The sequence below is a fragment of the Gordonia sp. QH-12 genome (assembly GCF_001578675.1).
In the GTDB taxonomy this organism is placed as follows: Bacteria; Actinomycetota; Actinomycetes; order Mycobacteriales; family Mycobacteriaceae; genus Gordonia; species Gordonia sihwensis.
Genome location: NZ_KQ969301.1, coordinates 26215 through 38343, shown reverse-complemented (window position 1 = coordinate 38343; position 12129 = coordinate 26215). Strand labels below are relative to the sequence as shown.

General features: G+C 69.4%; 14 protein-coding genes. 12 read left to right on the top strand and 2 right to left on the bottom strand.

Going from position 1 to position 12129, the window contains the following annotated elements:
• Positions 1-3 precede the first annotated feature (3 nt).
• A complete protein-coding gene (locus Y710_RS15850; RefSeq protein ID WP_062367878.1) occupies positions 4-624 on the top strand; it encodes a TetR/AcrR family transcriptional regulator in 621 nt (206 codons plus the stop codon).
• A 50-nt stretch (positions 625-674) separates the two neighbouring features.
• Positions 675-1214 carry an HD domain-containing protein gene (locus tag Y710_RS15845; RefSeq protein ID WP_231875768.1) on the top strand — a complete coding sequence of 180 codons (540 nt, stop codon included), beginning with the start codon at positions 675-677 and terminating at the stop codon, positions 1212-1214.
• Positions 1215-1243: 29 nt separating this feature from the next.
• Here the strand turns inward: Y710_RS15845 and Y710_RS15840 are convergent, their stop codons facing one another.
• The gene (locus Y710_RS15840; protein WP_006897638.1) at positions 1244-1654 is read right to left on the bottom strand and encodes a type II toxin-antitoxin system VapB family antitoxin; all 411 of its coding nucleotides are present in this window, start codon (positions 1652-1654) and stop codon (positions 1244-1246) included.
• A gap of 80 nt (positions 1655-1734) precedes the next feature.
• On the opposite strand from Y710_RS15840, the gene hrcA reads away from it, so the two are divergent.
• From hrcA to era, 8 genes are all read left to right on the top strand, one after another.
• Positions 1735-2772, top strand: a complete 1038-nt coding sequence (gene hrcA, locus Y710_RS15835) for a heat-inducible transcriptional repressor HrcA (RefSeq protein WP_006897639.1) — start codon at positions 1735-1737, stop codon at positions 2770-2772.
• A gap of 33 nt (positions 2773-2805) precedes the next feature.
• A complete protein-coding gene (dnaJ, locus tag Y710_RS15830) occupies positions 2806-3957 on the top strand; it encodes a molecular chaperone DnaJ (protein WP_006897640.1) in 1152 nt (383 codons plus the stop codon).
• The gene (locus Y710_RS15825) at positions 3954-4706 is read left to right on the top strand and encodes a 16S rRNA (uracil(1498)-N(3))-methyltransferase (protein WP_045540252.1); all 753 of its coding nucleotides are present in this window, start codon (positions 3954-3956) and stop codon (positions 4704-4706) included. Before dnaJ ends, Y710_RS15825 begins: the two co-directional genes overlap by 4 nt.
• Positions 4707-4716: 10 nt before the next feature.
• Positions 4717-5475, top strand: a complete 759-nt coding sequence (locus tag Y710_RS15820) for an alpha/beta hydrolase family protein (RefSeq protein ID WP_062367876.1) — start codon at positions 4717-4719, stop codon at positions 5473-5475.
• 118 nt (positions 5476-5593) lie between these two features.
• A complete protein-coding gene (locus Y710_RS15815) occupies positions 5594-6640 on the top strand; it encodes a PhoH family protein (protein WP_006897643.1) in 1047 nt (348 codons plus the stop codon).
• A complete protein-coding gene (gene ybeY / locus Y710_RS15810; protein ID WP_006897644.1) occupies positions 6637-7179 on the top strand; it encodes an rRNA maturation RNase YbeY in 543 nt (180 codons plus the stop codon). Before Y710_RS15815 ends, ybeY begins: the two co-directional genes overlap by 4 nt.
• Before the next feature lie 12 nt (positions 7180-7191).
• Entirely contained in the window at positions 7192-8532 is a 1341-nt protein-coding gene (locus Y710_RS15805; protein ID WP_039867904.1) for a hemolysin family protein, read from the top strand.
• 2 nt (positions 8533-8534) lie between these two features.
• Positions 8535-9431 carry a GTPase Era gene (era, locus tag Y710_RS15800; RefSeq protein ID WP_062367875.1) on the top strand — a complete coding sequence of 299 codons (897 nt, stop codon included), beginning with the start codon at positions 8535-8537 and terminating at the stop codon, positions 9429-9431.
• A gap of 36 nt (positions 9432-9467) precedes the next feature.
• On the opposite strand, the gene Y710_RS15795 is transcribed toward era, so the two are convergent.
• Positions 9468-10352 (bottom strand): hypothetical protein, encoded by an 885-nt coding sequence (locus tag Y710_RS15795; protein WP_062367874.1) that lies wholly within the window; start codon positions 10350-10352, stop codon positions 9468-9470.
• Between the two features lie 104 nt (positions 10353-10456).
• On the opposite strand from Y710_RS15795, the gene Y710_RS15790 reads away from it, so the two are divergent.
• Together Y710_RS15790 and recO are read left to right on the top strand one after the other, a co-directional pair.
• Entirely contained in the window at positions 10457-11287 is an 831-nt protein-coding gene (locus Y710_RS15790) for an alpha/beta fold hydrolase (RefSeq protein ID WP_006897648.1), read from the top strand.
• A gap of 12 nt (positions 11288-11299) precedes the next feature.
• On the top strand, positions 11300-12121 hold the full coding sequence (gene recO / locus Y710_RS15785) for a DNA repair protein RecO (protein WP_006897649.1): 822 nt from the start codon (positions 11300-11302) through the stop codon (positions 12119-12121).
• Positions 12122-12129 lie beyond the last annotated feature (8 nt).

Sequence of the window (12129 nt, the reverse complement as noted above, 5' to 3'; positions counted from 1 at the left end):
GATATGACAGTTCCCTTGACCCCGCCGTCCGACAAGCGACGCCGCCGAACACATGACGCGGTGCTCGACGCAGCCGCAGAACTCTTCGCCGACCAGGGGTTCCGCCGCACGTCCGTCGACCAGCTCGCCCACGCGGCCGACGTGGCGCTGAGTTCTATCTACTCGAACTTCCCGGGCGGCAAAGCCGACGTGTACGTGGCGCTGGCATGCCGAATCGCCCGCGACCACGTCGAGCGGATGGAGGCGGCGATCGCTTCCGCGGAAGAGGCCGTGGAACTCGCCGTCTTCGACGAGTACCTGCTCTTCCACGCCGACAACCCGCTGGCCTTCCGGGCGCTGGGACTGGTCGACGTCGGTCCGGACGATTCCGAGCTCGTCGACCAGGCGCGGGCGATGATCCGCGGGCTGCTCGGCGGGCTCGTCGAGCAGGTGGTCGGAGCGTCGGCCCTGCCGCCCCGCGCGGCGAGACTCGAGGCGCTGCGGCTCTGGGGTACGGCGAACGGCATGATCTCCCTGCGTGCACAGGGGTTCACCGACTCGGCCGAGTTCGACGACTTGCTCGCGTCGATCCGCGGTGAGCTGGCCGACCGCGTCGACGGCGCGCACCGGATCGGCGCGCGATGAGGGCGGGCGAACACCTGACCCCGCCGCCTGACTCCCGGTTCGCTCGCGAGGTGGCTGAGCGTGCAGCCGACGAACTCTCCGGCCCGGTGCATCAGCACAGCCTCCGATGCTGCCAGTGGGCGATCGCGTTCGCCGAGGTCGACGGCCTGGACGTCGATGCCGAGCAGTTGTGGGCGGCGACGATGCTGCACGATCTGGCGCTCGGTGCGCCCGATCACCCCGACTACGGCTGTTTCGCCGCGCTCGGCGCCGATCATGCGGCCCGACTCGTCGCGGCACACCGAGGCCAGGCGCAGGCCGAGGTGGTGCGCGCGGCGATCGCCGGACACTTCCACCCGGCCGTTCCGGCGGAGCCGGTCGCGCGATGCCTGCACTCGGCGGTCGAACTCGACGTCGTCGGATACCGGCTGAGGGAGGTCGACGGAGGGCTCGTCACGGCCACCGAGAGCGCGCATCCGTGCGCCGGGTTCGGCGAGGTGTTCACGACTGCGATGAGAACCGAGGCGAGACTGCGACCGCACTCGAGCGCGGCAGTGCTGTGGCGCGCCGGCGCGCGCGTTCCGATGGCATTGAACCCGCTCGCGCGTTGATCGATCCGGTCGCCGGCGCGTCGGCCGGATCAGTCGGGCAGCCGATGCGCGCCTACCGAGCGGCGGCGCCTGCCGGTGACCGGGGCGATCGGCGCAGTGATCTCCAGCTCGCCGGACTCGGGTGCGACGCGGCCCGCGGCGATGCGCTCGTCCAGATCGAGCATCCGGGCGTGGATGATCGTGCGGTTCCGCAACGCCGAGCGCACGGCCCGGTGCAGCCCGTCCTCGAGATACAGGTTTCCTTCGAACAGCACCACGTGGGCGAACAGGTCGCCGTAGAAAGTCGAATCCTCCGACAGCAGCTTGTCGAGTGCGAGGACGGTGGTGACGGTGGTGAGCTGATCGAGCCGGAACTGGCGCGGCGGGATCTGCGCCCACTCGCGCGCGGTGAGACCGTGATCGACGTAGGGTCTGCCCTCGCGCACGCCCTTGAAGATCATCGCGGTCCTGGTCTTTCCGTCGGTTACGTAGAATGGTCGTATCCACTGTAGGCAAAGTCGTGGCATCGGGAGGTACGGACTTGTCGTCGTCGACGGATGACCGGCGTTTCGAGATCTTGCGTGCGATCGTCACCGACTACGTCTCCACGCAGGAGCCGATCGGGTCGAAAGCGCTCGTGGAGCGCCACCACCTGGGCGTCTCGAGCGCCACCGTCCGCAACGATATGGCGGCGCTCGAAGCCGAGGGGTACATCGCCCAGCCGCACACCAGCTCGGGTCGGATCCCGACCGACAAGGGCTACCGGATGTTCGTCGACCGCATCAGCGAGATCAAACCGCTGTCGGCCGCCGAACGCCGCGCGATCCTGTCGGTGCTCGACAACGGGGTCGACCTCGACGACGTACTGCGCCGCTCGGTCCGCCTGCTCGCGCAACTCACTCGCCAGGTCGCCGTGATCCAGTACCCGGTGCTCTCCACCGCCCGCGTGCGGCACCTCGAAGTGGTCTCACTCTCGCCCACCCGATTGCTGCTGGTGGTCATCACCGACACCGGCCGGGTGGAGCAGCGGATGGTGACCCTCTCCGAGGAGATCGACGAGGACAACCTGGTGCGGGTGCGCGACATGTTCTCCACTGCCCTGGACGGCAAGCGGCTCGAAGACGCCTCGGTGGCGGTCGCCGAACTGGCGACCACCGCGCCCGCGGACCTGCGCGAGGCGGTCATCACCATCGCCACCGTGTTGGTCGAGACCCTCGTGGAACGCGGAGACGACCGGCTCGTCCTCGGCGGCACGTCGAACCTGGCGCGGTCGGCGGCCGACTTCTCCTCGAACATGGGCGGCATGGACATCGTGCTCGACGCGCTCGAAGAGCAGGTGGTGGTCCTCAAGCTGCTCGCGCACACGCAGCGAACCGGAAAGGTCACCGTCCAGATCGGCGAGGAGACCAACACCGAGAACCTCCGGAGCACCTCGGTGGTCTCGACCGGGTACGGTGCTTCGGGCACCGTCTTCGGCAGTGTCGGTGTGGTTGGACCCACCCGAATGGACTATCCGGGAACAATCGCATCGGTGGCGGCGGTTGCGAAATACGTCGGCGAAGTCCTCGCCGACCGTTAGTTGATGTCTTGATTGCGAAGGACCTAATTCACCGTGGCTCGTGACTACTACGGAATTCTGGGCGTGTCTGCAGGCGCGTCGGACCAGGAGATCAAGCGTGCGTACCGCAAGCTGGCTCGCGAACTGCACCCCGATGTCAACCCCGACGCCGAGGATAAGTTCAAAGAGGTCACGACCGCCTACGAGGTGCTCTCCGATCCCGAGCGCCGGCGCATCGTCGACGCGGGCGGCGACCCCCTGGCGGGCCCGAGCGGCGGCTTCGGAGGCGATCCGTTCGGTGCGGGCGGGCTCGGCGACATCTTCCAGACTTTCTTCGGTGGGGCCACTGGCGGCTTCGGGGGCGGCCGCGGTCCCCGGGGACGGGTGCGCCCCGGTGAACCCGCACTGGTGGGCGTCAGTCTGACCCTGGAGGAGATCGCGGCGGGCGCACGCAAGGAGATCACGGTCGACACCGCGGTCCTGTGCGATACGTGCAAGGGATCGGGCACCCGCGACGATTCGAAGCCGGTGACCTGCGCGACGTGCAAGGGCGCCGGTGAGATCCAGGCCGTGCAGCGGTCCTTCCTCGGCCAGGTGATGACGGTGCGCGAATGCCCGGAGTGCCACGGCGTCGGAGAGACCATCCCCGATCCGTGCCTCAAGTGCGGCGGCGACGGCCGCGTCCGTTCGCGCCGCACGATGACCGTGAAGATCCCGGCCGGCGTCCAGGACGGGATGCGCGTGCGACTGGCCGGGCAGGGCGAGGTGGGACCCGGCGGAGGCCCGGCGGGCGATCTCTACGTGGAGGTCTCCGAGCAGGCCGACGACGTCTTCGTCCGTGACGGCGACGATCTGCACTGCACCGTCCGGGTGCCGATGGTCGACGCGGCGCTGGGCACCGAACTCACCGTCGACACCGTGCTCGGCGGCTCCGCGACCCTCACCGTCGAACCCGGCACCCAGCCCGGCACCGTCGTCCGGGTGCGCGGCCAGGGTCTGCCGCATCTGAACTCAGGTGTGCGCGGCGACCTGCACGCACATCTGGACGTGGTGGTGCCGAAGCGGATCGACGGACGCCAGAGCGACCTGCTCCGCGAACTCCGCGAGGTCTCCGGCGAGGAAGTGGAACTTGTGACCGCCACCTCCAAGGCCGCCGCCAACGGCGGACTCTTCTCCAAGCTGCGTAACGCCTTCGCCGGCCGATGACGCCGCCGCTCTTCTGGGTCGACGAGGTGCCGCGCGCCGGCGACACCACGGTGCTGTCCGGCCCGGAGGGCAGACATGCGGTGACCGTCACGCGGATCGGTGCCGGTGAGACGGTGACCCTCGGCGACGGACGCGGAACCACCGCCGAGTGCGAGGTGATCGAGGTCGGCGGAAAGGACCGGCTCACCGTCCGCGTCGGCCGGGTACAGGTCCACCCCCGTCCCAAGCCGCTGGTGACGGTCGTGCAGGCGCTGCCGAAGGCTGAACGCAGCGATCTCGCCGTCGACCTGATGACTGAGGCCGGGGTCGACGCGATCGTGCCGTGGCAGTCGGCGCGCACCATCGCCCGCTGGAGCGGCGTGAAGGCCGTCAAGGGTGTGGAGAAGTGGCGTGCCACCGCGGCCACCGCGGCCAAGCAGGCGCGCCGGGCGTGGATCCCCGAGGTCGCCGATCTGGCCGGCACCACCGACGTGCGCGAGCTGGCGGCACGGGTGGCCGCCGACGGCGGGATCGTCGCGCTGCTTCATGAGGCCGGCGCGGTCGCGTTCCGTTCGCTGGATTTCGCCGAGGTGCCCGAGGTGCTTCTCGTGGTGGGGCCCGAAGGCGGACTGGCGGAGGCGGAGATCGCCGACCTCACCGCCCTGGGTGCGGTGCCGGTGGTGCTGGGTCCGGAGGTGCTGCGTACCGTCGCCGCCGGAGCGGTGGCGCTCGGCGCCCTCGGCGCGGTCACCGACCGCTGGACTCGATAAAGGACATCTGTTGCGTCGCAAGAAGATTCACTATGGCGATCAGCCAAGCCAGTTCGGCCACCTGTATCTTCCGGAACGGGGGCCGGCCGAGTGCGCGCCGCTCGTCGTCCTGGTGCACGGCGGATACTGGTCCACCGAGTACTCGCTGGTGATCAACACACCGGTCGCCCGCGACCTGGCGCAGCGCGGGGCGGCGGTCTGGAACATCGAGTACCGCAGGGTGGAAGAGACCGGCGGCGGCTGGCCGGGTACCGGGCGCGATGTGGTCGCGGCGATCCGTGCCCTCGAGGGTCCGGTCGCCGAACAACTGGCGATCGACGGCGTCAAGGTCGATCGCAAGAACGTCGCCGTCGTCGGACACTCGGCGGGCGGACAACTCGCGGTCTGGGCGGTCGCGCAGACCGACGCGAGGGCGGGCGGCTTCCGCATCGCGACGGTGGTTCCGCAGTCCGCGGTCCTCGACTTCACCGGCGGCGCCTCCGACCGCACGTCGGTCCGTCGGTTGATGGGCGTCTCGTTCGAGGAGGCGCCGGACCGCTACGCGGCGGCGTCGCCCGCCTGCCAGCCGCCCTTCGACGCGCTGGTGGCCGCCGTGCACACGGCCGACGACGCCTCGGTGCCGATCGAGCTGAGCCGCCGCTACGTGGAGGGGGCCGCCGCGCGCGGTCAGCGGGCGGTGCTCTACGAGGTGCCGGGGGAGGGGCACGACGCCTTCGTCGATCCGCGCAGCGCGGCGCACAGGCAGACCCTGCGGGTGCTCGGCATCTGACCGGCGACGGCGGCCGCGGGCGTACTCGCTCGCACCCGGCGATCACCGGCGATAGACTTGAGCGAATCCACACAAGCGTGCGACCGCCCGCCGACCGACCCCGGGGAGACGAAACTCAGTGACTGACGACAACCGCGACGACCCGACGGCCGCGGCGGTGACCAGTTCGAATATCGAGGTTCCCCAGGACCTGGCGGTGGGGCTGCTCGGCGCGGCCGACGTCAACCTCCGCACCCTGGAGGTGCAGCTGCCCGCCGACATCCACGTCCGCGGCAATCTGATCACGCTCACCGGCGTACCCGCCGACGTGGCCGCGTCCGAACGGGTGATCGCCGAACTGGTCCGCGTGGTGCGCGGAGGGACCACACTCACCCCCGACCTGGTGCGTCAGAGCCTGTCTATCCTGGCCACGAGCGATTCGGAGACCCCCGCCGATGTGCTGAGCCTCGACATCATCTCGCGGCGCGGCAAGGTGATCCGCCCCAAGACGCTCAATCAGAAGCGGTACGTCGACGCGATCGACGAGAACACGATCGTCTTCGGAATCGGACCCGCGGGCACGGGCAAGACCTACCTCGCGATGGCCAAGGCGGTGCAGGCACTGCAGACCAAGCAGGTCAGTCGCATCATCCTGACCCGTCCCGCGGTGGAGGCGGGAGAACGGCTCGGCTTCCTGCCCGGCACGCTCCATCAGAAGATCGACCCGTACCTGCGCCCGCTCTACGACGCGCTTCACGACATGATGGATCCGGAGGCCATCCCCAAGCTGATGGAGGCCGGCGTCATCGAGGTGGCGCCGCTGGCCTACATGCGCGGCCGGACGATCAACGACGCCTTCATCATTCTCGACGAGGCTCAGAACACCACGGGCGAGCAGATGAAGATGTTCCTCACCCGCCTGGGCTTCGGCGCCAAGATCGTCGTCACCGGCGATACGACGCAGATCGACCTCCCGGGCGGGGCCCAGTCGGGCCTGCGCGCTGCGGCCCGCATCCTCGACGGGATCGACGACATCCATTTCGCGAACCTGACCAGCGCGGACGTGGTGCGGCACCGGTTGGTGGCCGACATCGTCGACGCGTACGGCAGGGCCGAGGCTCACGAGGGCAATCGCGCGGCTCGACGCGAAGGGCTGCGCCACACGAGCGGAGGGCGTCGCCGGTGAGCGTCGAACTGTTCAATGAGTCGGGCGTCGACGTACCCGAGCAGCTGATCATCGAGGCGGCACGGTTCGCGATGCGCCGGATGGAGGTGCATCCGGGTGCTGAACTGTCGATTCAGCTGATCGACTCCGATTCGATGGCCGAACTGCACATGCAGTGGATGGATCTGCCGGGGCCCACCGACGTGATGAGCTTCCCGATGGATGAGCTGACGCCCGGCGGGCGCCCCGACGCGGACGAGCCCGGCCCGGCGATGCTCGGCGACATCGTGCTGTGTCCGGAGTTCGCCGCCGAGCAGGCCAAGTCGCAGCACCACAGCTTCGAGCACGAACTCGCCGTACTCACCGTTCACGGCGTGCTGCACCTGCTCGGATTCGACCACGCCGAGCCGGACGAGGAGCGCGAGATGTTCGGGCTGCAGGGCCAGATCATCACCGATTGGTACTCGGCCCGCGACGACCGCGCGCGGCTGCTTCAGCAGGCGCAGCGCGACGCCCGGCTGCTCAACGACATCGGATTCGCCGGCCCGGAAGGGCGCTGACGGGTGTCTCCTCTGCTCAGCGACATCGTGTTTCTGTGCGTTGCCGCGCTGCTGACCGTGCTCGCGGGCGGCTTCGCCGCCACCGACGCCGCGCTGGCGACCGTCTCGGTCGCACGCGTCGACGACCTCGTGAAAGAGGGTCGGGCGGGGGCCCGGCGCCTGCACACCGTGGTGGAACAGCGCGGCACCTACGTGGGACTCGCGGTTCTGCTGCGCGTTCTCTGCGAGGTGGCCGCGACGACGATGGTCGCGGTGGTCGCGGTCGACGCGCTCGGCACCGGATGGGGCATCGCCGTCACCGTCGCCGCGATGACCGTCGTCTCGTACGTGGCCGTGGGCGTGGGCCCCCGCACCCTGGGCCGTCAGAACGCGTACTCCATCTCGCTCGTCGCCGGACCGATCCTGACGGCGGTCGGAGTCCTGCTGCGTCCGGTGACGCGGCTGCTGATCCTCATGGGCAACGCGCTGACCCCCGGCAAGGGCTACCGGAACGGGCCGTTCGCGACGGAGGTCGAGGTGCGCGAGGTGGTCGACATGGCTCAGCAGCGGGGCGTGGTCGACGCCGACGAGCGACGCATGATCCAGTCCGTGTTCGAGTTCGGCGACACCGACGCCCGCGAGGTGATGGTCCCCCGGCCCGAGATGGTGTGGATCGAGCACGACAAGTCGGCGGCTCAGGCGATGAGTCTCGCGGTCCGGTCGGGCCACTCGCGGATCCCGGTGATCGGTGAGAACCCCGACGACGTCCTCGGCGTGGTGTATCTCAAGGACGTCGTAGAACGCCTGCTGCCGCAGCTGTCGAGCGCGGCGCGCGGAGTCTCCGTCGAGGAGGTGATGCGCGACGCCGAGTTCGTGCCGGACTCCAAACCGCTCGACGACGTCCTCTCGGACATGCAGGCCAACCGTAATCACATGGCGCTGCTGGTGGACGAGTACGGCGGCATCGCCGGGCTCGTCACGATCGAGGACGTCCTGGAGGAGATCGTCGGCGAGATCACCGACGAGTACGACACGGACGAGGTCGCCCCCATCGAGAAGCTGGGCGACGACGTGTACCGAGTGTCCTCGCGGCTGCCGGTGGAGGATCTCGAAGAACTGTTCGGCACCGAGATCGACCTCGATCTCGACGACGTCGACACCGTGGGCGGGCTGCTGGCCCTGCGCCTGGGCCGGGTGCCGCTGCCCGGCGCCAAGGTGAAGGTCGACGGACTGCGGATGATCGCCGAAGGCGGTCCCAACCGGCTCGGCCGCCAGCGCATCACCTCCGTCGTCGTACGGCGGTCCAAGAAGTCAGCTCCCGCCGTCCCGGCGAGCGAGGGGTCCGGCGAGACGAACGACCTGAAGGAGAACTGACAGTGACCGAATTCCGATCCGGCTTCGTGTGTTTCGTCGGAAGGCCGAACACCGGCAAGTCGACGCTCACCAACGCGCTCGTCGGTGACAAGGTGGCGATCACCTCCAATCGTCCGCAGACCACGCGGCACACCATCCGCGGCATCGTGAACCGGCCCGATGCGCAGCTGATCCTGGTCGACACCCCCGGCCTGCACCGTCCTCGCACCCTGCTCGGCCAGCGGCTCAACGACCTCGTCCGGGAGACCTACGCCGACGTCGACATCATCTGCGTGTGCATCCCCGCCGACGAGGCGATCGGACCCGGCGACCGGCGCATCATCGACGAGATCAAGGCGACCTCGCCGCGTACGCGCAAGGTCGGCATCGTGACCAAGATCGACCGCGTGGGGCCCGAGAAGGTGGCCATGCAGTTGATGGAGCTGTCGAAGCTGATGGGCCCCGACGCCGAGGTGGTGCCGTGCTCGGCGAAGTCGGGCAAGCAACTCGACGTGCTGGGCGACGTCCTCGTCTCGCTCTGCGAGGAGGGCCCGGCGTTCTACCCGGACGGCGAGCTCACCGACGAACCGGAGCAGGTGCTGATGGCGGAGTTCATCCGCGAGGCCGCGCTGGAAGGAGTCCGGGACGAGCTTCCGCATTCGCTGGCGGTGGTCATCGAAGAGGTGATTCCCCGCGAGGACTCCGAGGTCGTCGACGTGCACGCCATCCTCTACGTCGAACGCGATTCCCAGAAGGGGATCGTGATCGGCCACAAGGGGTCCCGACTGAAGGAGGTCGGCATCACCGCGCGCGCCCAGATCGAGCGGCTCCTCGGCACCCGCATCTATCTCGACCTGCACGTCAAGGTCGCGAAGGACTGGCAGCGCGACCCGAAGCAGCTCGGACGCCTCGGCTTCTGAGCAGCGCACGGGCGGTTGATCGCGAGTCGGCCCGGCTCACCGCACCAGTGCCAGACCCGTGATCATCTGCCCCATGTCGGCCACGACGCGATCGCCCGTGCCGTCCAGGGCGACGGCCAGGATGGTGCCGCCCAGATCGGACACGTACGCCAGGCCGGCCCGCGTGTCGACGGCGATGCCGACCGCCTCGTGCAGTCCGCGGGCCAGGATCTCCGGAGGCGTTCCGGGCTCGCCGGGACCGGGCAGCGGCGCCCGGTTGAGCGTGTTGCCGTCGGGTTCGGCGCCGCGGTCGGTCCAGTACAGGACACCGTCGACCACCTCGAGATCGATGGGCTCGGGGAGTCCGCTCCACAGCGTCTCGACATCGGAGCGACGGTCGGCGGACTCGCCCTCGGGAACGGACAGTCCGGCCCGGAAGATCCGGCCGAGACCGCCTTTCGACGGCCCCTTCTGGGTCCAGTACAGGTGATCGCGGTCGACGGCGACGCCGACGCATTCGGCGGTGCCGTCCCCGGTCTGCGCGTTGACCACCAGGTCGATCCGGTCGGAGCCGTCGAGTCTGCACGAGGACACGCGCAGCCCCTCCCGATCACCCCAGTACAGCCGCTCGCGGCCGTCGGTCGCGAGTTGTTTCCCGGTGGTCAGCGCTCCGGGCGGCAGCAGGTCGCGTCGGTCGGTCCCGTCGAGGCGCATGGCGTGGAGGCCGCCGGTCGGTGCCGTGTAGTCGAACGCCGCCTCGCCGTCGACGCCGGGGATCCGTTCGGGACGGCCCATCGTCGTCCAGTAGACGGTGTCGCCGACGACGACCACGCCGTCCGGTGAGTACGCGGTGTCCTTGTGGACGACGCTCGTCCGGCCGTCGGCGACGTCGACGCGGAAGATGGTGCGGGTGGCGAGTCCGAGTGCCAGCAGTGCGGTCATGAGTCTCCTTCTCGCCGGGTCGGTTCCGAGAGTAGACGCCGAATCCCGGCGCCGCTGGCGGCTGAGCCGTTGACATCCCGCGCGGGCTGCGGGACCGTCGAGGAATGGGGAGCATCGATCTGCCTGCCGGACCCATCGACTACCTCGACACCGGAGGTGACGGGCCGGTGCTGCTCTTCGGCCACGGGCTCCTGATGAACCGGACTCAGTGGCGCCGGGTGATCCCCCTTCTCGACGACTTCCGGTGCATCGCGCCGACGTGGCCGCTCGGCGCCCAGCGGCAGCCGATGAACGCTTCCGCCGATCTGACGCAGTCGGGGCAGGCGAACATCATCGCCGATTTCCTCGAAGCACTCGATCTGCGCGCGGTCACCCTCGTGCTGAACGACTGGGGCGGTGGGCAGTTCATCATCTCGGAGGGCCGCGACGAACGGCTGGCGCGGCTGGTCCTCGCCTCGTGCGAGGCGTACGACAACTTTCCGCCGCGGCCGGCCCGGCCGGCCGCCCAGCTGTGCCGCGTGCCCGGCGGGACGTGGTTGCTGACCCGACTGACTCAGTTGTCGGTGTTCCGGCACGGGCGGGCGGGCTACGGCGGGCTGGCCAAGAACCGGATACCCGACGCGGTGATGGACGACTGGTTCGGCCATGCGCTGGCCGATCCCGGCGTCCGCCGTGACCTGCGCAAGTTCGTCACGGGTACACCGCCCAAGCAAGTACTGCTCGACTGGCACCGCAAGGTGGTGTCCTTCGATCGACCCGTGCTGCTGCTCTGGGCCACCGAAGATCGGATGATGCCGGTGGAGCACGCCCGCCGGATGGTCGACGAGTTCCCCGATGCGCGGCTGGTGGAGATCGCCGACTCCTGGACTCTGCTGCCCGAGGACCAGCCGGAGCAGGTCGCCGCGGCGCTGCGCGAATTCGTCGGTGCCCGGTGACACAATGGTCGGGTGAGGTTCTACCAGGATGAGGCCGTCGTGCTGCGCCAGCACAAGCTGGGCGAAGCCGATCGCATCATCACCTTTCTCACCGCCGAGCATGGTCTGGTGCGCGCGGTCGCGAAGGGCGTGCGGCGCACGCGCTCGAAATTCGGTGCGCGGCTCGAGCCGTTCGCACACGTCGACGTCCATTTCTATCCCGGTCGCAATCTCGACGTCATCACCCAGGTGCACAGCCTGAACGCTTTCAGCGATCTCATCGTCGCCGATTACGGCCGGTACACCACCGCGTGCGCGGTACTGGAGACCGCCGAGCGTCTGGCCGGTGAGGAGCGGGCGCCGGCACAGCATCTGCACCGGCTCACCGTCGGCGCCCTCGAAGCGCTCGCCGAGGACCGCCGAGACCGTCAGCTCATTCTGGACGCCTTCCTCCTGCGTGCGATGTCGTCGGCCGGCTGGATGCCCGCGCTGTCGGTGTGTGCGCGGTGCGCTTCACCGGGACCGCACCGCGCGTTCCACGTCGCGGCCGGTGGCGCGGTGTGCGTGCATTGCCGCCCGGCCGGTGCGGCCACCCCGTCGGTCGGGGTGCTCGATCTGATGGAGGCGCTGGCGCGCGGAGAGTGGGATCACGTCCTGCTCGCGACGCCGTCGCAGCGCCGTCAGGCGACCGGTCTCACCGCCGCGCATCTGCAGTGGCATCTGGAACGGCAACTGCGCACCTTGCCGCTCATCGAACGGCAGGCGCCGCATAGTCTGATCGAGCGACCCGCGAGCGAAGGCGCCGCCCGGACCGACGTCCCGGGCGCCGGCGTCGCAGTCACCGAAACCGCATGAAAGGCCGG